Source organism: Pseudoxanthomonas sp. UC19_8, from assembly GCF_042700505.1.
Taxonomy (GTDB): Bacteria; Pseudomonadota; Gammaproteobacteria; order Xanthomonadales; family Xanthomonadaceae; genus Pseudoxanthomonas_A; species Pseudoxanthomonas_A winnipegensis.
Genome location: NZ_CP170559.1, coordinates 1261787 through 1286162, shown reverse-complemented (window position 1 = coordinate 1286162; position 24376 = coordinate 1261787). Strand labels below are relative to the sequence as shown.

The 24376-nt window shown below is 69.3% G+C and carries 18 protein-coding genes and 3 pseudogenes; 7 read left to right on the top strand and 14 right to left on the bottom strand.

Annotated features, from left to right (window positions below):
• Positions 1-6: 6 nt before the first annotated feature.
• The 10 genes and pseudogenes from ACFJIT_RS05495 to ACFJIT_RS05450 all read right to left on the bottom strand — a co-directional run bounded on the left by ACFJIT_RS05495 (position 7) and on the right by ACFJIT_RS05450 (position 11693).
• Positions 7-471 carry a hypothetical protein gene (locus ACFJIT_RS05495; RefSeq protein ID WP_379655281.1) on the bottom strand — a complete coding sequence of 155 codons (465 nt, stop codon included), beginning with the start codon at positions 469-471 and terminating at the stop codon, positions 7-9.
• 181 nt (positions 472-652) lie between these two features.
• Positions 653-1000 (bottom strand): annotated as a pseudogene (locus ACFJIT_RS05490) (LLM class flavin-dependent oxidoreductase); the annotation flags it as partial.
• Between the two features lie 288 nt (positions 1001-1288).
• Positions 1289-4445 (bottom strand): annotated as a pseudogene (locus tag ACFJIT_RS05485) (discoidin domain-containing protein).
• Positions 4446-5064: 619 nt separating this feature from the next.
• The gene (locus tag ACFJIT_RS05480; RefSeq protein WP_379655280.1) at positions 5065-5901 is read right to left on the bottom strand and encodes a carbohydrate ABC transporter permease; all 837 of its coding nucleotides are present in this window, start codon (positions 5899-5901) and stop codon (positions 5065-5067) included.
• A 40-nt stretch (positions 5902-5941) separates the two neighbouring features.
• Complete coding sequence (locus tag ACFJIT_RS05475; RefSeq protein WP_130517827.1) at positions 5942-6820, bottom strand: carbohydrate ABC transporter permease; 879 nt, start codon at positions 6818-6820, stop codon at positions 5942-5944.
• Positions 6817-8097 carry a sugar ABC transporter substrate-binding protein gene (locus ACFJIT_RS05470; protein ID WP_379655726.1) on the bottom strand — a complete coding sequence of 427 codons (1281 nt, stop codon included), beginning with the start codon at positions 8095-8097 and terminating at the stop codon, positions 6817-6819. The genes ACFJIT_RS05475 and ACFJIT_RS05470 overlap by 4 nt, the downstream gene beginning before the upstream one ends.
• 70 nt (positions 8098-8167) lie before the next feature.
• The gene (locus ACFJIT_RS05465) at positions 8168-9718 is read right to left on the bottom strand and encodes a glucoamylase family protein (protein WP_379655725.1); all 1551 of its coding nucleotides are present in this window, start codon (positions 9716-9718) and stop codon (positions 8168-8170) included.
• A gap of 215 nt (positions 9719-9933) precedes the next feature.
• Positions 9934-10959 carry a LacI family DNA-binding transcriptional regulator gene (locus tag ACFJIT_RS05460; protein WP_130517821.1) on the bottom strand — a complete coding sequence of 342 codons (1026 nt, stop codon included), beginning with the start codon at positions 10957-10959 and terminating at the stop codon, positions 9934-9936.
• 153 nt (positions 10960-11112) lie between these two features.
• Positions 11113-11397, bottom strand: a complete 285-nt coding sequence (locus tag ACFJIT_RS05455; protein ID WP_379655279.1) for a BolA family protein — start codon at positions 11395-11397, stop codon at positions 11113-11115.
• Entirely contained in the window at positions 11394-11693 is a 300-nt protein-coding gene (locus tag ACFJIT_RS05450) for a YciI family protein (RefSeq protein WP_130517817.1), read from the bottom strand. The genes ACFJIT_RS05455 and ACFJIT_RS05450 overlap by 4 nt, the downstream gene beginning before the upstream one ends.
• 408 nt (positions 11694-12101) lie before the next feature.
• Between ACFJIT_RS05450 and ACFJIT_RS05445 the strand changes: the two genes are divergently transcribed.
• The 4 genes and pseudogenes from ACFJIT_RS05445 to ACFJIT_RS05430 all read left to right on the top strand — a co-directional run bounded on the left by ACFJIT_RS05445 (position 12102) and on the right by ACFJIT_RS05430 (position 16520).
• Positions 12102-13007, top strand: coding sequence for a ScpA family protein (locus ACFJIT_RS05445; protein WP_130517815.1), 906 nt, complete (start codon positions 12102-12104; stop codon positions 13005-13007).
• Between the two features lie 53 nt (positions 13008-13060).
• A pseudogene (scpB, locus tag ACFJIT_RS05440) lies at positions 13061-14029 on the top strand (SMC-Scp complex subunit ScpB); the annotation flags it as partial.
• The gene (locus ACFJIT_RS05435) at positions 14025-15602 is read left to right on the top strand and encodes a pseudouridine synthase (protein WP_379655278.1); all 1578 of its coding nucleotides are present in this window, start codon (positions 14025-14027) and stop codon (positions 15600-15602) included. The pseudogene scpB and the gene ACFJIT_RS05435, both read left to right, overlap by 5 nt.
• Before the next feature lie 138 nt (positions 15603-15740).
• Entirely contained in the window at positions 15741-16520 is a 780-nt protein-coding gene (locus ACFJIT_RS05430) for a ferredoxin--NADP reductase (RefSeq protein ID WP_130517810.1), read from the top strand.
• Between the two features lie 188 nt (positions 16521-16708).
• On the opposite strand, the gene ACFJIT_RS05425 is transcribed toward ACFJIT_RS05430, so the two are convergent.
• Positions 16709-17191, bottom strand: coding sequence for a glutathione peroxidase (locus tag ACFJIT_RS05425; RefSeq protein WP_130517808.1), 483 nt, complete (start codon positions 17189-17191; stop codon positions 16709-16711).
• A gap of 211 nt (positions 17192-17402) precedes the next feature.
• Here ACFJIT_RS05425 and ACFJIT_RS05420 point away from each other — a divergent pair, with 211 nt between their 5' ends.
• Positions 17403-19562, top strand: coding sequence for a M3 family metallopeptidase (locus tag ACFJIT_RS05420; RefSeq protein WP_379655277.1), 2160 nt, complete (start codon positions 17403-17405; stop codon positions 19560-19562).
• A 677-nt stretch (positions 19563-20239) separates the two neighbouring features.
• On the opposite strand, the gene ACFJIT_RS05415 is transcribed toward ACFJIT_RS05420, so the two are convergent.
• The 3 genes from ACFJIT_RS05415 to ACFJIT_RS05405 all read right to left on the bottom strand — a co-directional run bounded on the left by ACFJIT_RS05415 (position 20240) and on the right by ACFJIT_RS05405 (position 22961).
• Positions 20240-20659 (bottom strand): hypothetical protein, encoded by a 420-nt coding sequence (locus tag ACFJIT_RS05415; protein ID WP_131659723.1) that lies wholly within the window; start codon positions 20657-20659, stop codon positions 20240-20242.
• Positions 20660-20747: 88 nt separating this feature from the next.
• Positions 20748-21878, bottom strand: coding sequence for a fatty acid desaturase family protein (locus tag ACFJIT_RS05410; protein WP_379655276.1), 1131 nt, complete (start codon positions 21876-21878; stop codon positions 20748-20750).
• Entirely contained in the window at positions 21879-22961 is a 1083-nt protein-coding gene (locus ACFJIT_RS05405; RefSeq protein ID WP_379655275.1) for a ferredoxin reductase, read from the bottom strand.
• A gap of 122 nt (positions 22962-23083) precedes the next feature.
• On the opposite strand from ACFJIT_RS05405, the gene fabR reads away from it, so the two are divergent.
• Positions 23084-23731, top strand: a complete 648-nt coding sequence (gene fabR, locus ACFJIT_RS05400) for an HTH-type transcriptional repressor FabR (RefSeq protein WP_130518736.1) — start codon at positions 23084-23086, stop codon at positions 23729-23731.
• A gap of 44 nt (positions 23732-23775) precedes the next feature.
• Complete coding sequence (locus ACFJIT_RS05395) at positions 23776-24369, top strand: YdeI family protein (protein WP_379655274.1); 594 nt, start codon at positions 23776-23778, stop codon at positions 24367-24369.
• Positions 24370-24376: the final 7 nt, after the last annotated feature.

Genomic DNA, 24376 nt, shown 5'->3' with positions numbered 1-24376 from the left:
CGCGCCTTACGCCGCGGCGGGTTCGACTGCGTCGCCGACCACCGGGCCTTCGGTGTTCGGCTTCCAGCCCAGGGCTGGCGCGACGTATTTGGCGAAGGACTCCAGCACGTGCAGGTTGTAGTCCGGCCCCAGCTGGCTGGGGATGGTCAGCATCAGCGTGTCGGCCGCCATCACCGCGCTGTCGGCCTTGAGCTGGTCGATCAGCCTGTCCGGCGTATCCGCATAGGTCTTGCCGAAGGTCGAGCGGAAGCCGTCGATGATGCCCACCGTATCGCTCGCCCCGTCGCCGCGCTGGCCGAAGTAGCGCGCGTCCAGCTCGTTGACGATGGGGAACACGCTGCGGCTGACCGACACGCGCGGCGCGCCGCTGTGCCCGGCCTCGCGATAGGCCTGGCGGAAGCGCGCGATCTGCTCGGCCTGCAGGGCGTGGAAGGGCTTGCCATCGTCCTCGGTGAGCAGCGTGGAGGACATCAGGTTCAGGCCGTGGCGCCCGACCCATTCGGCGGTCTCGCGCGTGCCCGAGCCCCACCAGATGCGCTTGACCAGGTCGGGCGCGCGCGGGCTCGATCGCCAGGCGCTGGCCGGGCCCGACCAGCTGCGGATCGCCCGGCGCGATCGGTTCGCCCTTGATGGCGCGCAGGAACAGCGCGAACTTCTCGCGCGCCAAGTCGCCGCCGCGCGGGTCGGCCGCGCCGGTGTAGCCGAAGGCCTCGTAGCCGCGCAGCGCCGGCTCGGGCGAGCCGCGGCTGATGCCCAGCGCGATGCGGCCCTGCGCGATGGCATCCAGCGCGGCGGCCTCCTCGGCCAGGTACAGCGGATTCTCGTAGCGCATGTCGATCACGCCGGTGCCGACCTCGATGTGCTGGGTGCGCGCGGCGATGGCCGCCAGCAGCGGCATCGGCGCGGCCTGCTGGCGCGCGAAGTGATGCACGCGGAAGTAGGCGCCATTGACGCCCAGGGCATCGGCGCCGACGCCGATCTCCACCGCCTGGCGGATCATCTCGACCGAGGTGCGGGCCACCGAACCCGGGCTATGCCCGTAGTGACCGAAGCTCAGGAATCCGAATGCGCGCATGGCACGACCTCCACTGGTCCATCGAGCACTGAATGGTCCCGCATCCCGGCATGCCTGCCCGTGAACGTGCCTCGCTCTTCTGCTGGCGGGTGGGAGCCATCACGGCAGCTCCCTCTTGTAGAGCGGAGCTTGCTCCGCTGCTCTTCGTTCGGTTCGTGGGAAAGGCCCCAGCGGAGCAAGCTCCGCTCTACAGGTGGCGACGCACAACCTCGCTCACGGCGCCGCGATCCGCACCGTCGCCGGCAGTCTGGTGACGCGCAGCGCACCGTCCTGCCACTGCGCGGGCTTGCCGTCGATGGTCGCCTGGCCCGGCGTACCCGCATACGGCCAGGGCAGGACCAGGCCGCCCTTGGGCAGCTTCAGGCCGGCCGGCACGTCCAGCTGCAGTTGGCCATCGGCGCGCCTGAGCGTGTAGCTCAGCGGACCCTCGGGCGTGCGCAGGCCAGCGATGGCGATGCCCTCCCCGTCCAGCCAGGCCGGCGGAATGCCCGCGGCCAGCACCAGGCTGTCGTCCAGCTCGCGCGTGTAGGCGAACATGTCCAGCGCGGTGCGCACGAAGTCCGACGCCACCCAGGCATGCGGCAGGTCGCCGAGGAAGAACGGCACCCGCGGCGTATGCGAGACCACCTCGGCCCACTGGTTCCAAGGCTGAGGGGTGCGATGGGCGAAGAAGAAGTCCACCGCGCGGTTGGCGCGCGTGCGCCAGCCCAGCCGCACGAAGGCGGCCACGTTGCGCCACTCGTAGGGCGTGTAGTCCTTCCACGCACGCTGCCCGTCGGCCCGCTGCTCGAATTCGGTCCAGTAGCGCTGGAAGGTGTTGTCCAGCAGCGGCTGCGGCAGCTGGCCCTGCTCGCCGCCCGGCGCCAGGGCGATGGTGGTCGAGGTGGAATCGAAATCGCCCAGCTCGGCCGAGCCGGGCAGGAAATCGATGCCGCGCTCGCGCGCCGCCGCCTGCAGCGAGGCCATCAGATCGGCGCGGAACTGATCGCGCGAGGCGGCCATGCGCTTGGCGTCCTCGGTCTTGCCCAGGACCTGGGCCAGTTCGACCCCGTCCTTGTAGCCCCTCAGCGCCCAGAAGTTGTCCCAGTACGAATGCACCGGCTTGGCCGAATAGCCCTCGTGGCTGATCGACACGGGCATCATTCCGTAGAAGGCCGGATCCTTGGCGCGGTTCTGCTCGGTGCGCTCGGACAGGCGCAGCTGTTCCATGTAGCGATAGGCGCCCTCCACGTGTGGCCACATGCGCTGCACGAAGGCCGTATCGCCGGTGTAGCGCCAGTAGTCGGCGATGGCGAAGATCAGCTCGCCGTGGCTGTCGTTCTCCGGCACCGGGTCGCTGCCGCGGCGGTCCACGCAGCACGGCACCATGCCGTCCTTGAACTGGAACGGCGCATACCAGGCGATGTAGTCGCGCACCACCTGCGGACGGCCCATGCGCAGCAGGCCCTCGGAGATCATCGCCCCGTCGCGGATCCAGCTGCGGTTGTACGAGCGCGTGCCCGGCTGCAGGCGCGGCCCCACGCGCGAGATCAGCATGTGCGCGGTGGCGGTGCGCAGCGTATCGACCAGCGGCTGGCCGGCGGCCGGCACGGTGAAGCGCACGCGGTCCAGCTTGTCGCGCCACAGCGCCGCCACCGCGTCCTGACGCGCCTGCGCGCCGCAGTCCGCGGCGGCCACGCTGCTCGAGCAGCGCGGCTTGCCGGTCATCGGAACGCGCAGGTCGAACTGGCGCGACTGGCCCGGTTCCAGCGTCAGCTCGTACACGTAGGCCCCGGAGGCCAGGCCGGTCTCGTCGACCACCTCGGCCTGCGCCGGCACCGCGTCGTCCAGCAGGTGCGAGACCGCCATGCCGCCGTCGAAGCTTGTGGCGAAGGCGGCGTCGGGCGCCTGCGAGGCGTACACCCGCGGCGCGCCGTTGACGCGCGCGGTGCGGCCGTCGAAGGCGATCGACTCGATCCGGCTCACCCCGCCCTGCACGCTCAGGAACTGCGTCGGCGGGTTGACCTGGAACGGCCTCAGCGCCAGCGCCAGGCGATACGCATGCGCGCGGCTGTCCGGATTGCGCAGCGTATAGCGCACGACCAGCTGCGAATCGGCCGGCGTGCCGTCGGCGAAGGCCGTGGTGGTCAGCGCCAGCGCGGGATGGCGCCACTCCACGCTGGGGATCGGCAGATAGCCGTCCTGCAGGCTTTGCTGGGCCTTGACGTCGGTCCAGCTCACCAGCCGCCCGTCGGTCACCACGAACGGTTCGACACTGAAGCCGCCACGCGCGACTTCCACCGCGCCGTCCTCGCCGATCAGGCCCTGCTCGGTGCCGCCATCCAGACCGATGATCGTCCAGTACGGCTGCTGGCCGCTGAAGCCGCGCGGATACCAGCCCTTGGGCGAAGCAGCCGCGATCGTCTTGATCACCTCGTTGGGCGTGGCCGAGAACGCCAGCGGCAGCACCTGCAGTTCGGCCAGGCCGAAGGAGTTGTGCGGCCCTTCGGCGGGCAGCACGCGCACGTAGCGCGCTTCGGTTTCCGGCAGCGCGATCCAGTCGGTGCCGCCATCGCCATCGACCACCGCGCGCGCGTCGCGCCACTGCACGCCGTCGTCGGACAGCTGCACCAGGTAGTCGCTGGCCTGCTCGCCCGGCTTCCACACCAGCTTGAGCCCGCCGAACTCGCGCACGCTGCGCAGGTCCAGGGTCAGCTGCGGCGGCGTGGCCGCGTCGAAGTCCGCATACCAGGCCGTGTCCGGATTGCCGTCCACCGCCAGCGCAGCGCTGCTGCCGCCGTTGGCGGTCGAGGCACTGGCCGAGCCGGTGAGCGGGCTGGTGTCCTGCGGCGGCAGCGCGGTGAAGGTGAGCGCATCGAAGCACACCGAACCCTTGCCACCGGCGTTGTTGTAGATCGTGTATTCCAGCTTGGCGCTATGGCGCAGCGTCTTGTCCGGGTCCGGCCCCGGCCTTGTCGATCTGGCGCTTGCGATAGGTCACCGGCGTCCATTCGTCGGGGAAGTCGTAGGCCGGCCGATTGACCCACCACACGTTGTCGCCCGAGGCATCGGTGAGCTTGAACTGCAGATCGTTGGCCGGCGAGGACCCGCGCAGCTGGAAGTCGAAGCGATAGTTGTCCGGATAGTCCAGCGCCACCTGGCGCTGCAGCCCTGCATAGCCGGACACACCGTGGTAGTCGTAGTCCAGGCACAGCGCCTTGCCGCCATCGGCCCCGGGCACCGTGCGCAGGCTCGCGGTGACCTGGTTGGAGGTCACCACCTTCCAGGTGGAAGGATCGTCGAACGCATCGAGCACGCGCGTCTGCGCTAGCGCAGACGCAGGCAAGCCAAGCGCGATCAAGAAAGCGACAAGCGGGCGGCAACGGGACATATCAGTAGCCATCGAGAAGTTCATAGAAGGTTGCCAGAGAACCGGCGGCCTGGGCTGTCGCTCTAGCTGTCGCTCTAGCGGTCGCTCTAGCTGTTGCTCTAGCTGTCGCTCTAGCTGTTGCTCTAGCTGTCGCTCTAGCTGTCGCTCTAGCTGTCGCTCTAGCTGTCGCTCTAGCTGTTGCTCTAACTGTTGCTCTAACTGTTGCTCTAGCTGTTGCTTTGGCTTGCAACTTACCCCTTAAGGCGCGGCGGAGGGCCGAGGACCAGACCCGCAAGGGCGTCGCACATGGATGTGCGACGTTTTCCGAGGGGACAGGATGTCCCCTTGGAAAATCCCTCGGCCCGCAGCGGACCTGCGCGCAGCGCAGGCGCGCCGCCCGGGGCGTGTTTTCTTTTGCCTACTTTTCTTTGCACGAGCAAAGAAAAGTAGGTCGGGCGGCGCAGCCGCACGAAAGCCTTTGCTTGTATAGGCAAGCCGCTGCGCGATCCACGTGCCCGCTGAACAGGAAACGTGACTCGGCCCTCCATGGCGAGACGATCCGACTTCGGAACGTCCGGCCCGGCCATCCCTGGCCGGGCGTTCGGCGCCACGCGCGCCAGTGGCGCGCAAGCGTGGCGCCTCACCCCTTCACACTCCCCAGCAACAGCCCCTGGATGTAGTACCGCTGCAACAGCAGGAACAGCAGCAGCACCGGCACCACCGTCACCACCGCACCGGCCATCATCAGCTCCACGTCCATCACGTGCTCGCGCGAGAGCGAGGCCAGCGCCACCGGCAGCGTGTAGTGATCCTGGTCGGTCAGCACGATCAGCGGCCACATGAAGTCGTTCCAGGCCGCCATGAAGGTGAAGATCGACAGCGTCACCAGCACCGGCTTGAGCATCGGCAGCACGATCTGGAAGAAGATCCGCAGCTCGCCGGCGCCATCGATGCGCGCGGCCTCCAGCAGCTCGTCGGGAATGCTGCGCGCGTACTGGCGCACCAGGAAGATGCCGAACACCGTGGCCAGCGCCGGCACGATCACCCCGCCGAAGCTGTTGACCAGATGCAGCTGCTTCATCAGCAGGAACAGCGGCAGCATCGCCACCTGCGCCGGGATCACCAGCGCGGCCAGCAGCACCTGGAACACCCGCTCGCGCCCGGCGAAGCGCAGCTTGGCGAAGGCATAGCCGGCCAGCGTGTTGAACAGCAGCGATCCAAGCGTGATGGCCAGCGACACGATCAGGCTGTTGACGAAGTTGTCGGCCATGCCGGTGCGTTCGAACAGCTGGTGGTAGTTGGCCAGCGTCGCGGCGCTGGGCAGCATCGGCGGCGGGAAGCGGCTGGCCTCGCCGGCCGGCATAAACGACACCGACACCATCCACGCCAGCGGCGCCAGGCTGACGATGGCCAGCGCCAGCAGGCCGCCGTTGACCAGGATCGCGTTCCAGCGCGAGCCCCCGACTTCGCGGCTCATGCCGGGCCTCCCGCGCACCGGGCGCGCATGTGCAAGCCCCTCATACCAACCCCTTCCTGCGGCCCAGGCGCAGCATCACGGTGGTCACCGCCAGGATGATCAGGAACAGCAGGAAGGCCACCGCCGAGGCGCGGCCCAGGTTCCACCATTTGAAGCCTTCCTCGAACATGAAATACAGCACGCTCACCGTGCTCTGCAGCGGATCGCCGCGGGTCATCACATAGGGCTCGGCGAACAGCTGGAAATAGCCAGAGATGGTGATCACCCCGACCACCAGCAGCACCGGGCCCAGCATCGGCAGGGTGATGTGCCAGAACTGCTTCCAGCGGTTGGCGCCGTCGATGCGCGCGGCCTCGTAGAGGTCGTGCGGGATCGCCTGCAGCCCGGCCAGGAAGATCACCATGTTGTAGCCGAAGTTCTTCCACACCGCGAACAGCATGATCATCGGCATGGCCCAGTGCGGATCGCCCAGCCAGTCCGGCGCCGGCACGCCCAGGTGCACCAGCACGTAGTTGACCAGCCCGTACTGGGTGTTGAACAGATAGCGCCAGATCACCGCCACCGCCACCAGCGTGGTCACCACCGGGGCGAACAGCGCGGTGCGGAACAGCGCGCGGAAGCGCGCGGCCGGCGCGTTGAGCAGCAGCGCGGCGCCCAGCGAGGCGGCGATGGAGAGCGGCACGCCCACCAGCACGAAGTAGGTCGTGTTCCACAGCGCCTTCCAGAACATCGGCGTGCGCAGCAGGTCGATGTAGTTGTCCAGCCCGATGAAGCGCAGGTTGTGCGGATCGGCCAGCGCGTAGAGATCGAAGTCGGTGACGCTCAGCGCCAGCGCGGCCAGCACCGGCAGGCCGAAGAACACGCCCAGCACGATCAGCGCCGGCGCGGTGAACACCCATCCGGCGAGCGAACGGTTCATCGGGCGGTCTCCGTCTGTTTGGCGTCGCTGCCGGGATGGTCGCGCTCATAGATCCAGCGGCGCTTGGCCAGGATCTTGTCCACGCGCTGATCCAGGTCGGCCACCGCCGCGTCCTGGCTTTCGCCGCCGCGCACCACCCGCTCGGTCACCAGCCGCATCTCCTGCACGATGCGCTCCCATTCCAGCACCTTGGGCGTGGGCTTGACCCGCTCGAGCTGGTCGGCGAAGGCGCGCGCCAGCGGATCGCCTTCCAGCTGCGGCGTATGCCAGGTCGAGCGGCGCGGCGGCAGGTCGCCGATCAGCGCGTGGAAGCGCTGCTGGATGTCCGGACGCGAGAGGAACTCGATCAGCTTCCACGCCGCCTCCTTGTGGCGCGAACTCTGGAAGATCACCAGGCTCGAACCGCCGGCGATGCCCGCGCCCGGCCCGTGCGGCCCCGGCAGCGCCATCGTGCCCCACTGGTCCTTCAGCGCCTCGGGCGCGCGGATGCGGAACTCGCGGATGTTCCAGGGCCCGGACAGGTAGAAGGCATAGGTGCCGCGGAAGAACTCGTCCCAGACGTTGGAGACCTGGGTCTCGGACATCTTCGGCGCCCAGCCCTGGGCGAAGGTGTTGGCGTAGAAGGCCAGCGCCGCGCGGAAGCCGGGGCTCTCGAAGTTGCCGCGGTTGTCGTGGTCGCGCAGCAGCGGATCGTCCTGCTGCAGGGCCAGCGAGAGCTGCTGCTCGAACTCGTTGAGCGGCATCAGGATGGCGTAGCGGTCCGGCCCGACGTGGGCCTTGATCTGCGCCATCGCCTGGTCCCACTGCGCCCAGGTGGTGATCGGCAGCTTCACCCCCGCCTCGCGGAGGATGTCCTTGCGATAGAACAGCAGGCGTGTGTCCACATACCATGGGATGCCCACCAGCTGCCCGTCGATGAGGTTGGTCTGCCAGATGCCGGGGAAGTAATCGTCCTGCTTGACCACCGCCGAGCGCCGCACGTAGGGCTCCAGCGGCGTGAGCGCCTTGAGCGTGGCGAACTCGGCGATCCAGGTATTGCCCAGCTGGCACACGTCCGGCAGCGTGTCGGCGGCGAAGGCCGTCAGCAGTTTTTCGTGCGCGGCGGTGCTGGGGATCTGCTGCAGGTCCACGCGGATGTCGGGATGGGCGGCCTCGAACTCGGGCAGCAGCGTGCCGAGCACCTCGCCCTCGCGGCCGATCGCCCAGAAGCGCACGGTGGTGCGCTGCGCATCGCGCGGTACGCAGGCCGCCAGCGCGGCGATGCCCACCAGCAGCATCAGCGCCAACGCGCCGCGCAGCCGCCGTGCGGGGCGCGCGTGGGAAAAGCGGGATGGACTCATGCGCGACTCAACCCGGTTGCTGCGGGCGCTGCTGCTGTTGCTGTGGCTCGGACTGCGAATTGGGCACGCGCGATTCGGCCGTACCCAGCGCGCGCGCGGTGGCCGCGTCCATCTGGCCCGGCGCCTGCGCGGTCTTGGCCGCCTCGGCCTGCGCGCGCTTGTCCTTGTCGTCCTTGCCCTTGTCCTCGCTGGCCAGCCAGCCGCCGGTGAAGCCCGCCCGCTCCAGTCCCTTGCGGATGTGCGGGTTCTTCTTCATCACGTTCCAGACGAAGTCGTCGCGATAGTTGGCGATCATCGTCAGGATCGGGCCCTGGTCGATGCCGATGTAGTCGCTGCCCACCCAGCCGTTGTCCGGCACCACGCGGCCGGTCTTGATCGGGATGTCGTAGGTGAAGCTGCGATTGAACGCGTCCAGGAAGCCGTAGCTGGAATAGATGTAGTCGCCGAAGCGCTTGTGCATCTCCTCGGTGGCCGGGATCACGATCTCCGGCGCGAACGGCAGCGAGGCGATGGCCGCGGTCGGGGCGATGGTGCCGTCGTCGAAGTTGTCGCGCAGGCCGGCGCCGCGCGCCGAATAGTGGCGGAACTCGCGCATCTCGCCGCGATACTCCTGCTGGGTCTGCTGGGGCCCGTCCGAGGCGGTCAGGCCCCACACGTTCTCGCCGTAGTCCTTCCACTTCATCGGGTTGGAGATGGCGTACTGGCGATGGGCATAGGCGGCGCGGCGGCTGTTCTCGAAGTAGTCCATGCCGTGCTCGCGCATGTAGTCGTCCTGGATGCCGCGGAAATCGACCCAGACATGGGTGTACTGATGGGTGAACAGCGGGCCGTAGGACAGGTACTCCTGGCCCTGGTAGACGCCCCAGATCTCGTTGTAGGTGCGCGTCCACACCTGCCAGGCGTCGGGCTCCACCGCATGGGTGGGCGAGCCCAGCGCCAGGATGTAGACCATCATCCCCTCGCTGTAGCCGGTCCAGTCGTGGTTGATGAAGCCGCTCTCGGGGAACCAGCCCATCGAGATCAGCGGCGAGCGCGGCTGGATCCAGGTCCAGTCCACGCGCCGGTAGATCTGCTCGGCCAGGTCGCGGATCTGCTTCTCGCGCGGGTCATCGCCGTCGTAATAGGACTGGGCGAACAGCACGCCCATCAGCAGCAGCGAGGTGTCCACCGTGGACAGCTCCACCCAGCTGGAGAAGCGCTGGCCGGTCTGCATGTCCAGGAAGTGGTAGTAGAAGCCCTTGTAGCCGGCCGTGCCGGTGGGCTGCTTGCCCTGCTTGAGCTCGTAGAGGAACTTCAGCGTGGTCAGCGTGCGGTCCACCGCCTGGCTGCGGCTGACCCAGCCGTTCTCGATGCCGATCGGATAGGCGGTCAGCGCGAACCCGACCGAGGCCACCGAGGCGAACGGCCGCGACGGATAGCGGTCCGGCGTCATGCCGTTGCTTTCGTTGGTGGTGTCCCAGAAGAACTGGAAGGTCCGGCGCTCGATGTCGCGGAACAGCGCCGGCAATTCGGGTTTCTTGTCTTCCACGGGAAGCTCGACGGGCGGACGCCCGGTCACCTTGACCGGCTTGACGGGCGTGGGTTCGGGTTGCTGCTGGCAGGCCGCCAGCAGCACGGCCAGGGCCGATGCCGTCAGCGGCAGCAGCGAGGTGAGGCGTCGACGCGTCTTCAAGGCTCAAGATCCATGTAAACGTTTACACCTGCAAACGAAGTCCGGCGCAAAACGAAAGCGGTGCGGGGGTGGTGCAAGGTTAACAGCCGTGGCCTGCCGAGTCAGAGCGCCGCGGCCGCCGGGGCCGAGTCGCGCACCACCAGTTCAGGCACCAAGGGCGCCGGATCGGGCAGCGCCAGCGGCGCCTTGGCCTGGATGTCCTGCAGCAGCCGCCGCAGCGCGTTGGCGCCCAGCTCGGCGATGCTGATGCGCATGGTGGTCAGCGGCGGGTGGACGAAGCGCGCCACCGGCACGTCGTCGAACCCGGCCAGGGCGATGTCCTGCGGCACGCGTACCCCGGCCTGGTTGAAGGCGAACAGGCAACCCAGGGCCATGGTGTCGTTGGCGGCGAAGACCGCATCGGGCCGGCTCCCGGCCGCCAGCAGCGCGGTGCCGGCCTCCATGCCCGAGGCCTCGTCGAACCGCCCCGGCAGCACCTGCTCGGCCACCCCGGGCAGCAGCTCGGCCAGCGCGTCGCGATAGCCGCGCAGGCGCTCGGCCGCGTCGAAGTTGCAGGCCGGCCCGGCGATGAAGGCGATGCGCCTGCGGCCGCTGGCCACCAGGTGGCGCATCATCGCCACCGCGCCGCCGTGGTTGTCGATGTTCAGGACCGGATAGTCGCCGTGCGGCAGGTGCGTGTTGATCAGCACCACCGGCAGACCATCGGGCAGGTTGTCGGTGAGGAAGCCCGGCTGGTCGGCATAGGGCGAGAGCACCAGCAGCCCGTCCACGCGCCCGCGCATCGCGCGCAGCGCCGCGCCCTGGGCGTCCTGGGCGCCGTGGTAGCTGGACACCAGCAGATGGCGGCGGTGCTCGCGCGCCACCCCGTCGATGCCGCGGATCAGCTCGGAGAAGAACTCGCCGTACAGGTCCGGCAGGACCACGCCGATGGTCTGGGTGCTGCGGCTGCTCAGGCTGCGCGCGGCGGCATGCGGCTGGTAGCGCAGGCGCCGGGCGGTCTCCAGGACCAGCTTGCGGACCTCCTCGGCGACGTTGTCGTGACCGTTGAGCGCCCGCGAGACGGTCGCCACCGAGACCTGCGCCTCACGCGCCACATCCCGGATGGTGATGGTTCCGTTGCGCGACATCCGCCCTCCGCGGTCTGGCTGACTGGTTCTGGCGCTGAATGTAAGCGCTTCCACTCCGCGCGGTCCATCCTACCTTGGGCCGATGCTAGGGCGGCGCCGGATCAAAAGCCCGCGAAATTGGTGCCGTCGCACGCCTGGGCAACGCGCGCCCGCTCAGGCGCTGGCGGCCTCGCCCGGGGTCTGGGCGACGATGCTCATGGCATGGATGTCGGTCTGCATCATCGGGCCCAGCGCGGCATACACCAGCCGGTGCCGGGCCAGCGGCAGCTTGCCGGCGAAGGCCTCGCTGACCACCCGGACCTTGAAGTGCCCGCGGCCGTCGCGCGCGCCGGCGTGGCCGGCGTGGCGGTGGCTCTCGTCCTCCAGCTCCAGCACCGTCGGCGCCAGGCAGGCGTCCAGCGCCTGGCGGATGCGCTCGATCCGCGTCGCCTCGCTCACGGCAGCACCTTCAGGAACGGACGCACGTCCACCCGCGCATAGACACCAGCCAGCGCATAGGGGTCGGCATCGGCCCAGGCGCGCGCGTCCTCCAGCGAGTCGAACTGCGCGATCACGATGCTGCCGCTGAAGCCGGCCGGGCCCGGATCGGGCGAATCGATCGCCGGGCATGGCCCGCACACCAGCAGCCGGCCGGCATCGAGCAGCGCCTGCAGCCGCGCCAGGTGCGCCGGGCGCGCCGGCTGGCGCAGCGGCAGGGAATCGGGGACATCATGGCCTTCGATGGCGTACCACATGGCATTAAGACCGCTGGACTTCGGATGGGCCTGCGATTGTACGGATGCGCCCGCGCTGGACAGGCGGCCGGCCAAACCGTACTCTGCGAACCTGATTGGCACGGCACGACCCGCAGCGGCCATCGCCCAGGCCCGCCCGGACCTGCCCGCGACCCACACGCTGCCAAGCGCGTCCTTAAGGCCAGACCACCTGATCCTTCGTTGCCCGCCGCCCTCCCCACAGGCGAGCGCCGCATTGGCTGACGTGCGCACCTCGACCGCCCACGCAAGGCTTGACCACCTGTAGTACCCCGGCGCCGCCCCTTGCGGGAAGCGCATGCCCCCTGGCAATCGCAGGGCCGGCCCCGGCGTTCCCCCACGCCAACCGGTCCGGACCGCAGTGTTGACGCGACCCGCTTTCGACCCTCGATGACATCGCAATCCGCGCCCGACGCGACCGCTTCCACCGACAAGCCGCAAAGCCCGCAGCAGCACGAGATGCCGCTGGCGATGGTGCATGGCCAGCCGGTGCTGCAGATCCCGCAGGATCTGTACATCCCGCCGGACGCGCTGGAGGTCATCCTCGATGCCTTCGAGGGCCCGCTGGACCTGCTGCTGTACCTGATCCGCCGGCAGAACCTGGACATCCTGGACATCCCGGTGCTGGAGATCACCCGCCAGTACGTGGATTACATCAACGTCATGCAGGAGCTGCGCTTCGAGCTGGCGGCCGAATACCTGGTGATGGCCGCGATCCTGGCCGAGATCAAGTCGCGCATGCTGCTGCCGCGGCCGCAGGCCGAGGACGGCGAGGAAGGCGACCCGCGCGCCGACCTGGTGCGCCGCCTGCAGGAGTACGAGCGCTTCAAGCAGGCCGCCGAGGACATCGACGCCCTGCCCCGCCAGGACCGCGACACCGCCGTGGCCCACGCCCATGTGCCGGACCGCACCGCCATCAAGGTGCCGCCGGAGGTGGACCTGAAGGAGATGCTGCTGGCGCTGCACGATGTGCTCAAGCGCGCCGAGCTGTTCTCCGGCCACGCGATCAAGCGCGAGGCGCTGAGCGTGCGCCAGCGCATGGGCGAGGTGCTCTCGCGGCTGGAGGACGGCAAGTTCCACCGCTTCGAGACCATGTTCACCGTGGCCGAGGGCCGGCTCGGCGTGCTGGTGACCTTCCTGGCGATGCTGGAGCTGGCCAAGGAGCAGCTGCTGGACATCGTCCAGGAGGCCCCGCTGGCGCCGATCTACATCAAGTCCCTGGCGCTGAACAACACCAACGAGCCGCTGCAGTTCTCCAGCGAGTTCGACGACACCGACGCGGCCAACGACGCATGAGCGCGCCGGCCACCACGACCCGCACGCGCTGACGGCGCGGCCAAGACCCTCGCATGCACGACGACGACGCTTTCGATACCGACACCGCGACCGCCCCGGTCGCCCACGCGGACCAGGGCCTGATCAACCGCATCGTGGAGGCCGCGCTGCTGGCCTCGGCCCAGCCGATGAGCCTGGCGCAGCTGGCCGAGCTGTTCCCGGAGGACCGCCCGGCGCCGGAAGGCAGCCTGGACCTGGCGCTGGAACAGCTCGCCCAGGCCTGCGCCGAGCGCGGCGTGGAGCTGGTCGAAGTGGCCAGCGGCTGGCGCTACCAGGTCAAGCCGGACGTGCACGCCTGGGTCAGCCGCATGTGGACCGAGCGCAAGACCCGCTACACCCGCGCCACCCTGGAGACCCTGGCGCTGATCGCCTACCGCCAGCCGATCACCCGCGGCGAGATCGAGCAGGTGCGCGGCGTGGCGGTCAGCAGCAACATCATCCAGGCGCTGGAAGAGCGCGAGTGGATCCGCGTGGTCGGCCACCGTGACGTGCCCGGCAGGCCGGCGCTATTCGGCACCACCAAGGGCTTCCTGGACTACTTCGGGCTCAAGCGCCTGGACGAACTGCCGCCGCTGTCCGAGCTGAAGGACATCGCCGAGCTCGACCCGCAGCTGCCGCTGCCCGGCGCCCCGCTGCCGGCCCGCGCCGCCGCCGAGGGCCAGCCCGACGCGGACGCGGATGTGGATGCAGATGCAGACGCGAATGCGGATGCGGATGCGGACGCTGAGGCCGTGCCGGCCGATGACGCCGCCAGCGCCGACGAAGACGGCGAACAGCCGGCCTCCCCCGACTCCCCGCCGGCGCAGGACGCGCCGGACGCCGACGGCGAACAGCCGCCGCCGGCCACGCAGGACGCCCCCGACCTCGACGCGCCCCTCGCGGACGCGGCCGAACCCACCGACGCGCCGCAGACCGACGCGCCGGCTTCCACCACCCACCAAGAAGACGACGCCGATACGGTCTCGTCGGAGCACAAACATGAGTGACACCCCCCGCAGCAAGCTCTCGCTGAAGCGCGACGCCGCCGCAGCCCCCGAAGTCCGCCTGGAGGAACGCTTGCACAAGGTGCTGGCCCAGGCCGGCCTGGGCTCGCGCCGCGCGCTGGAGCAGCGCATCGCCGATGGCCTGGTCAAGGTCAACGGCCAGACCGCGCAGATCGGCATGTCCATCGGCAGCGGCGACCGCGTCGAGCTGGACGGCCGCAGCTTCGTGGCCAGCGCGTTGACCGAGCCCACCCGCGTGCTGATCTACAACAAGCCCGAGGGCGAGGTGACCACGCGCGAGGACCCCGAAGGCCGGCCGACCGTGTTCGAGGCCCTGCCCGCGCTCAAGGGCGCGCGCTGGATCGCCATCGGCCGCCTGGACATCAACACCACCGGCCTGCTGCTGCTGACCACCGACGGCGAGCTGGCCAACGCGATGATGCACCCCTCCTTCGAGGTCAGCCGCGAGTACGTGGTGCGCGTGCGCGCCCCGGAAGGCCAGGACACCGTGCCGGACAACCTGGTCGATCGCCTGCGCCGCGGCGTGGCGCTGGAGGACGGCCCGGCCAAGTTCGACGAGATCGAACGCATCGGCGGCACCGATTCGCACGACTGGTACCGCGTGACCCTGAGCGAGGGCCGCAACCGCGAGGTGCGCCGCCTGTGGGAATCGCAGGGCTGCCAGGTCAGCCGCCTCAAGCGCATCCGCTACGGCGCCATCGAACTGCCGCAGCCGCTGCTGCGCGGCCAGTCGCAGGAGCTGCCCGACGCCCAGGTCCAGGCGCTGCGCAAGCAGCTGGGCCTGGAGGACGGCGCCCCGGCCGCGCTGACCCTGCAGCCGGTGATCGGCCAGCGCAAGGCGGCCAAGGCCACGCTGCAGATCAATGCGCGCGGCGCCGGCAATGCCTACGTCAACGGCCACAGCACCGCCGACGAAGGTCGCGAGCTGCGCCGTTTCGACAACGTGCGCGAGGATCGCGGCCGTGGCCGCGGCAAGGGCGGCGGCTTCAAGGGCGGCCTGACCGTCAGCGGCGAAGCGGCGGCCAAGCAGTCGCAGAAGCCGTTCAAGCAGCGCAAGGAAAAAGGTCCCAAGCCGCTGCCGGAAGGCAACCCGGCCGCGTTCCGCAGCTGGTACGTGCCCGACGGCGTGGACACCGGCCCGAGCGGCCACCGCAACGCCGGCCCGAAGAAGCCCTTCGGCGGCAAGCCGGCCGGCGGCCAGCGCCGCGGTCCGGGCGGTGGTGGCGGTGGCAACGGCAACAGCCCCTATGGCGGCGGCTTCGGCGACGAGCGCGGTCCGCGCGGCCAGGGCGCAGGCCAAGGCCAGCAGCGCAAGGCCAAGCCGTACGGGCATCCGGGCAATGCGCCCAGCTTCCCGTCCGACCACGCCACGCCCGGCAGCTATAGCCCGTACGGCCAGCGCCAGGGCCAGGCCCGCCCCGGCGGTCGTCCGGCCGGCGGCAACCGCCCCGGTGGCAACGGCCCGCGTCCGGGTGGCAACCGCGGCCCGGGCGGCAATCGTTCCGGCGGCGCGCCGCGCGGTCGCGGTCCGCGGGGCGGCGGCCAGGGCTGATCCGGCCGGCGGACGCGCGGTCTCGCGCGTCCGCACCTGGCCCCCCGTCGGTCGACGCGTGCGCGGATATGAGAACCAATCTCATCTTCGCGGCTATACTGCAACGCGTTCCTCTCCCCTGCCCAACACGATCCGCCCATGTCTTCCGCTTACGGCGCCGAAACGGTGCTTGAGGTCCGTCACTGGACCGACGACTACTTCAGCTTCACCACCACGCGCAGCGAGGCCTTCCGCTTCGAGAACGGCCAGTTCGTGATGATCGGCCTGGAGGGCGAGACCCGCCCGCTGCTGCGCGCCTACTCGATCGCCAGCGCCAACTGGGAAGAGCAGCTGGAGTTCTTCAGCATCAAGGTGCCCAACGGCCCGCTGACCTCGCGCCTGCAGCACATCCGGCCGGGCGACAGCGTCCTGATCGGGCGCAAGCCCACCGGCACCCTGCTGATCTCCGACCTGCACCCGGGCCGGCACCTGTACCTGCTGGGCACCGGCACCGGCATGGCGCCGTGGCTGAGCATCGTCAAGGACCCGGAGACCTATGAGCGCTTCGACAAGGTGATCCTCACCCACGGCGTGCGCTACGAGCAGGATCTGGCCTACCGCGACTACTTCGAGCGCGAGCTGCCGCAGCACGAGTTGCTGGGCGAGCTGCTGCGCGAGCGGCTGCTGTACTACCCGGCGGTGACGCGCGAGCCGTTCCGCAACCAGGGCCGGCTGACCGAGCTGCTGGGCAGCGGGCAGATGGCCCAGACGCTGGGCCTGCCGCCGATCGACCCGGCGCGGGATCGCTTCATGATCTGCGGCAGCCCGCAGATGCTGGCCGACCTGCGCACGCTGCTGGACAGCCGCGGCTTCGAGGCCTCCCCGCGCATCGGCAGCCCCGGCCACTACGTGTTCGAGCGCGCCTTCGTCGAGAAGTAGTCGCCAGCCTCGCCGTGGACCCCGCCTTTGTGGCCCTCTGGCCGATGGCGGCTCCCTGTAGAGCGGAGCTTGCTCCGCTGGGGCTTCCCCCACGAACCGAACGAAGAGCAGCGGAGCAAGCTCCGCTCTACAAGAAGGCTGCGGCTTGATCCGAGAGACAGCTAGCAGGCGGGAGTCGCTGCGCGCGCTCAGCCCAGCGCATCCTCGATGTCCCGCGCCAGCGACGCGGGCGCATTGCGCGATCCATAGCGGCGCAGGACCTGGCCGTTGCGGCCGACCAGGAACTTGGTGAAGTTCCACTTGATGCGCTCGGTGCCGAATACCCCCGGCCGGTCGTGCTTGAGCCGCTGCCACAGCGGATGCGCGTTCGGGCCGTTGACCTCGACCTTGGCGAACATCGGGAAGGTCACCGCGTAGTTGAGGCTGCAGAAGGCGCGGATCTGCGCCTCGTCGCCCGGCTCCTGGTGACCGAACTGGTCGCAGGGAAAGCCCAGCACCACCAGCCCGCGATCGCGATACTGCTGCCACAGCAGCTCCAGGCCGCCGTACTGCGGGGTGAACCCGCACTGGGAGGCGACATTGACGATCAGCAGGACCGAGCCGGCCCAGTCGGCCAGCGGCTGCTCGTGGCCATTGATGTCCAGCGCCGCGAATTCGAAAACACCCCGCATGCCTACCTTCCGTTGTCCCTGGCCGACCGATCATAGGCGCCATGATGGCGCCGCACCTAATGTTATGTGATTTACGTCACAAATTTTAGGCTATCGAGGGTGGCCGGTCACGCGTGACGATTGCGTCAGTCCATGCCTTCGGTCATGGGCCGCGGCGCCGGGTCCCGGTTAGCCTCGGGGGTCGATGTCCACCACCCCGATCCGGAGCCACATGACCCACCGCCTGACCCTGGCGCTCGCCCTCGCCCTTGGAACCGCCATGCCCGCCTACGCCCAGACCTCTGCGACGCCCGCCGCCAGCCAGGCCAGCAATCCATTCTTCGTCCAAAGCCCGCTGCCGCTGCACTACCCGCAGTTCGACAAGATCACGGACGCCGACTTCGCCCCGGCCTTCGATGCGGGCATGGCGCAGCAGCTTAAGGAGATCGCGGCGATCGCCGACAACCCGGCCAAGCCGAGCTTCGACAACACCTTCGTGGCGCTGGAGCAGAGCGGCCAGCTGCTGGATCGGGCGACCTCGGTGTTCTTCAACCTGGTCGGCACCGACACCAACGACACGCGCAAGCAGCTGCAGGCCGACTACGCCGGCAAGTTCGCCGCGCACCGCGATGCGATCAACCTCAACGGCAAGCTGTTCGCGCGCATCCAGACCGTCTACGACGGCCGCGCCGGCCTGGGCCTGGATCCGCAGAGCCTGCGCCTGGTCGAGAAGGTCTACGGCGACTTCGTGCGCTCCGGCGCCAAGCTCTCCGACGCGGACAAGACCCGCTTGAAGGCGATGAACGCCGAGCTGGCCACGCTGTCGACCAAGTTCAGCCAGAACGTGCTGGCCGAGGTCAACGACTCGGCCCTGGTGCTGGACGATGCCCGGCAACTCGACGGCCTGAGCGCGGCGGAGATCGCCGCCGCGGCCGACGAAGCCAAGGCGCGCAAGCTGCCCGGCAAGTACGTGCTGACCCTGCTCAACACCACCGGCCAGCCGCCGCTGACCCATCTGACCGACCGGGCCACGCGCGAGCAGCTGTTCAAGGCCTCGGTGAACCGCGGCAGCCGCGGCAACGCCTACGACAACACCGCCATCGTCTCGCGCATCATGACCCTGCGCGCGCAGAAGGCGAAGATGCTCGGCTATCCCAACTACGCCGCCTACTCGCTGGAGAACCAGACCGCCAAGACGCCCGAGGCCGTCAACGCGATGCTGGGCAAGCTGGCCCCGGCTGCCGTGGCCAACGCCAAGCGCGAGGCCGCCGACCTGCAGGCCATGATCGACGCCGAACAGAAGGCCGCCGGCAAGCCGGGCTTCGAACTCGCAGCCTGGGACTGGGCCTTCTACAGCGAGAAGGTGCGCCAGGCCAAGTACAACTTCGACGAGTCCCAGCTCAAGCCCTACCTGGAGATGCGCAACGTGCTGGAAAACGGCGTGTTCTACGCCGCCAACCAGGAGTTCGGCCTGAGCTTCAAGGAGCGCCACGACCTGCCCAAGTACCACGCCGACACCTTCGTCTACGACGTGTTCGATGCCGACGGCTCCCAGCTGGCCATCTTCATCTTCGACCCGTATGCGCGCGCGTCCAAGCGCGGCGGCGCGTGGATGAATTCCTACGTGTCGCAGTCCGCGCTGACCGGCGACAAGCCGGTGGTGGCCAACCACCTCAACATCCCCAAGCCGCCGGCCGGCCAGTCGACGCTGCTGACCTGGGACGAGGTCACCACCGCCTTCCACGAGTTCGGCCATGCCCTGCACGGCATGTTCTCCGACGTGAAGTACCCCTACTTCTCCGGCACCAGCGTGCCGCGCGACTTCGTCGAGTTCCCCTCGCAGGTCAACGAGATGTGGGCCGACGATCCGGCGATCCTGCGCCACTACGCCAAGCACCACCAGACCGGCGCGCCGATGCCGCAGGCCCTGCTCGACAAGGTCGTGGCCGCGGCCAAGTTCAACCAGGGCTTCGCCACCACCGAATACCTGGGCGCGGCGATGCTGGACCAGCGCTGGCACCAGATCACCGAGGACCAGGTCCCGGCCGCGTCCGGCGTGGTGGACTTCGAAGCCAAGGCGCTGGCGGCTGATGGCATCGCCTACGCCCCGGTGCCGCCGCGCTACCGCACGCCTTACTTCAGCCACATCATGGGCGGCTATTCGGCCGGCTACTACGCCTACATCTGGTCCGAGGTGCTGGATGCGAACACCCAGCAGTGGTTCAAGCAGCACGGCGGCCTGAGCCGCGCCAACGGCGACCGCTTCCGCAAGACCCTGCTCTCCCAGGGCGGCAGCCAGGACGCGATGAAGCTGTTCGTCGACTTCACCGGACACGCGCCGCGGATCGAACCGCTGCTGGAGAAGCGCGGGCTGGAGGCGAAGGCGGACTGAGGGCTTGCGAGCAGCAGGCAAGTCGCGTCGCCGCAGGGCGGTGACGCGACTCTGTCGACGGGATGAGTGCGGGGCGGTGAGCGCATTGCGCCCACTAGCCTCGACCAGGCCGAGCGCGGCCCTCGGCTCGGCTCCCCCTCGATGGCCGACGCTTGAATGGGAAAGATTGACCGCGCCTCATGGCCAGGTGGGAGCAACTGTCCCCTCGAATCGCGCAGCGGCCTGCCTGTAGAGCGGAGCTTGCTCCGCTGGGGCCTTCCCCACAAACCGAACGAAACGCAGCGGAGCAAGCTCCGCTCTACAGGTGGGATTCGGTTGGCGCTCCGCGAGCACCAAGCGCGCCGCCGCGATTCATTCTGTCCGCTCTGTACCACGCGCGGCAGGATCGAGGCTTTGCGGCGAATAGATCTGGATTTCTTTCGAACCGAAGCCCCATCCATGACGCGCGCGGCAGCGGGCCGGCGGGCGGTGGCCGCGACGAGCGAGGCAGGATGCCGAGCGCCCGAGTCAGGGCAGGATGCCCTGATCGAGGGATAAGCGGACGCCGCCCGCCGGACCGCTGCCCCTCCGAAGTCAGCGCCCCCCCCACTGATCAGGCGAAGAGCCACAACGCGCAAAAAAAGCCCGGCTTGCACCGGGCTTTTCTGACGTAGTTCTTCTTGAAAGGCCTCACTCACTCAGGGCTTGGGCGGCGTTGCAATACGCAGCCCGTCACCCGCCGGCGTCACTGGATAGATCCGCCCGGTCTTCGGGTCCAGCACCTGGTTGTTACCAACCTGCACCGCGCCCGGCACCAGCCGGCCCTGCGCATCGATCACGCGCGCGGGCGTCGCCGGCGCAGTGGGCGTGACGCTGCTGGGCTGCGTGGGCCGCTGTGCATCCGTAGCAGGCCCCTTGGGACTGACCGGCGGCGTGGTCGCGCGCTGGCCCGCGTCCGAGCGCACCCCGGTGCTGCGCTGGGGAGACGTACCGGAGGCATCGCGCGCATTGGGAATCTGCACCGGCTGCGGCTGGTTGAGCTGCTGCGCCTGCGCCAGCGGCGCGGCGGCCAGGATCGGCAGCGCCGCGATCGACAGGATGACGGTCCGGTTGAGCATGACCGAACTCCTTTGTGTGAGTGTCCGGCCACGCTAGCGCGATGCCGCTGGCTGCGCGGTGAAGCCCGCTCCGCGCACGCGGCGCGGTTCAGCCGGCCGCGGGCGCCTCGACCAGCGCGCGCACCCGGCGCGGTCGGCTCGGAAACGCATGGCGCACGATGCGCCAGGCCACCTGGCTGAACTGTTTGAACAGCGAGCCGGTGTTGTAATGCTGCCCATAGCGCGCACAGATCTCGCGCACCTCCGCCGCCATCTCGCTGTAGCGGTTGGCCGGGATGTCGGGGAAGAAGTGATGCTCGATCTGGTGACTCAGATCGCCGGTGAGCACGTCCACCAGCGCACCGCCGGAAATGTTGGACGACCCGCGCAGCTGGCGCAGATACCAGTGGCCACGGCTCTCGTTGCGCACGCAGTCCTTGGGGAAGGTCTCCGCATCGGCGGTGAAGTGACCGCAGAAGATCACCACATAGGTCCAGATGCTGCGCAGCATGTTCGCCGCCAGGTTGCCCAGCAGCACCGGCAGGAACCACGGCCCGGCCAGCGCCGGGAACAGCACATAGTCCTTCAGCACCTGCCGGCCCATCTTGCGGCCGACCGGCGCGAACTGCGCGCGCAGCTGCCTGAAGCTCATCTTGCCGGCCAGCCAGCGGCCCAGGCGCAGGTCCTGGATCGCCACGCCCCACTCGAACAGCAGGCAGAACACCACCGCGATCGGCGGCTGCAGCAGGTAGAACGGCTTCCAGCGCTGCTCGGGGAAGATGCGCAGCAGGCCGTAGCCGATGTCGTCGTCCAGCCCGCGCACGTTGGTGTAGGTGTGGTGGCGGAAGTTGTGCGTCTTCTTCCAGTTCTCGCTGGTGGCCACGATGTCCCACTCGTAGCTGCGGCTGTGCAGCTGCGGATCGCCCATCCAGTCGTACTGGCCGTGGATCACGTTGTGGCCGACGGTCATGTTCTCCAGGATCTTGGACAGCGCCAGCAGCGCGGTGCCGAGCACGCACAGTGGCCACAGCAGCGCCGGCACGAAGGTTCCGCCCACTGCGCCGGCGAACAGCGCGATGCGGCCCAGCGCACCGCTCCAGCGCACCGCCGCGACCGCGCGGCGGATGTAACGCGCATCGCGCGCGCCGAGCGCGGCCACGGTGCGGGCGCGCAGGGCGTCCAGCTCGGCGCCGAAGCGCTGCAGCTCGTCCTGGGACAGGGGGCGGTTGTGCTTGCTCATCTAAAGGTCCAGCGTCAGGTCGGTGGCCGCGGCGCTGATGCACAGGCGCACGGTGGCGTCGGGCTCGCCCGAACGCGCATTGGTCTGGGTGTCGCGGGTGATGCCCTCGCGCCGGGTGCAGGCGCAGGTATTGCAGATGCCCATGCGGCAGCCCGAGGCCGGGCGCAGGCCCTGCGCCTCCAGCGCCTCCAGCAGCGACGCGTCGCGCGGCACGGTCAGCGTGCGCCCGCTGCGTGACAGGGTGAGGGCAACGCTGCCGCCCTCGCCCGGCAGCGCGCGCGGCGGGGTGAAGGCCTCGGCCTCGAACCGCACCACGCGCCCTTCCAACTGCGCACGCGCGCTCTGGACAAAGCCGTGCGGGCCGCAGGCGAACACCTGGCGATGGCCGAGCTCGGGCACCAGCGCGGCCAGGTCGGTGTCGTCGATGCGCGCCGCCGCCGGGCCATCGGCCTGGCGGGTCAGCCGCAGATGGACGCGCAGGCCGCGATGGCGTGCAGCCAGCGCGGCAAGTTCGTCGGCGAAGCAGACCTCGGCGCGGGTGCGTGCCCAGTACACCAGGTCCAGCTCGACCGGCATGCCGGCCGCGTCCAGCTCGCGCAGCATCGCCATCAGCGGCGTGATGCCGCTGCCGGCGGCCAGGAACAGCCAGGGGCCGTGCACGGCGGCCGGCAGGGTCATGGTGCCGAAGGCCGCGCCCAGCGCGAACACCTCGCCGATGCGCGCGTGCCGGCACAGGTGTTGGCTGACCCGCCCGCCTTCGACCTCACGCACGGTGATCTCGATCCGGTTGCCGGCGACCCTGCTGGGGCTGTAGCTGCGGGTGATCCGGGCGCCGTCCAGCTCCACGCCCAGGTTGATGTGCTGGCCGGCGCGCAGCCCGGCGAAATGGCGGTTGGTCTGCAGCACCAGCGTGACCGCGCCTTCGGCGGCCTGGCGGCGCTCGCGCAGGCGCGCCAGCGGGCGCTCCCAGCTCCACAACGGGTGGACCCGGCTGGCCCAGAAGTCGAAGACCGCCGGCTCGACCAGGCGACGGGCGACGCGCTGGACCGGGGAGCTGGAACGAGGACGACGGATCGCATTCATGGCCATGCACTATACAGGCGTGAGAACGGATGTCTATACACTTGTATATTGATGTGAGGGGCTATGATGGCGGCGCCCCGCACGGACCAGGATCCGCAGTGCCCGCTACCGAGTCCGCCGCCATCGACCCCAGCTCCGACGACGCCAGCGGCGGCCGCCGCGCCGCCATCTCGCGCCAGGACCTGCTGGCCGCCGCCCTGCGCCTGGTCGGCCCGCACCGCAGCCTGTCCTCGCTGAGCCTGCGCGAGGTCGCCCGCGAGGCCGGGATCGCGCCGAACAGCTTCTATCGCCAGTTCCGCGACATGGACGAGCTGGCCGTGGCCCTGATCGACCTGGCCGGCCGCTCGCTGCGCCAGATCATCGGCCAGGCCCGCCAGCGCGCGGCCTCGACCGACCGCAGCGTGATCCGCCTGTCGGTGGAGACTTTCATGGAGCAGTTACGGGCCGACGACAAGCTGCTGCACGTGATGCTGCGCGAGGGCATGGTCGGCTCGGACGCGTTCAAGGCGGCGGTCGAGCGCGAGCTCACCTACTTCGAGGACGAGCTGCAGGTGGACCTGGTGCGCCTGGCGGCGGCCGAGGGCGCCACCCTGCACCAGCCGGCCCTGGTCTCCAAAGCGATCACCCGCCTGGTGTTCGCCGCCGGCGCCAGCGCCATGGACCTGCCGCGCGAACGCGATCCGGAGCTGATCGGCCAGCTCTCCACCATGCTGCGCATGATCCTGACCGGCTCGCGCGCGATGGCCAAGGGCGTGGGCGTCGATCGCTGACGCTTGCCCTCAAGTTCGAACAAGCACGCAGACGGAAGAGCGCGATGACGGCAGCGACGGCGAATCCCAAGGTGGATGCATTCATGGTGCGGGCCGAGCGTTGGCGGGCCGAGTTCGAGGCGCTGCGATCGATCCTGCGCCAGACGCCGCTGACCGAGGACCTGAAGTGGGGGCAGCCCTGCTATGCGTTGGGCAAGGGAAACGTCGTGCTGATGCACGGCTTCAAGGAGTACTGCGCCCTGCTGTTCATGAAGGGCGCCCTGATACCCGACCCGGATGGCCTGCTGGTCCAGCAGACCGAGTACGTACGATCGGCGCGGCAGATCCGCTTCACCGCACTGGATCAGATCAAAGGCAAAGCCGCGACACTGAAGGCCTATGTCGAGGCGGCCATTGCGGTCGAACAGGCCGGGCTCAAGATCGCCCCCAGGAAGACCGCCGATTTTCCCGTGGCGGACGAGTTCCGCGCGCGGCTGGAGGAAAACGCGGCGCTGAAGGCCGCCTTCGAAGGCCTGACGCCGGGCCGCCAACGCGGTTATCTGCTGCATTTCTCGTCGGCCAAGCAGTCCAAGACCCGCCAGGCGCGGGTCGAGAAAAACCTTGCGCGGATCATGGCCGGCCTCGGCCTGGACGATTGATTCGCGC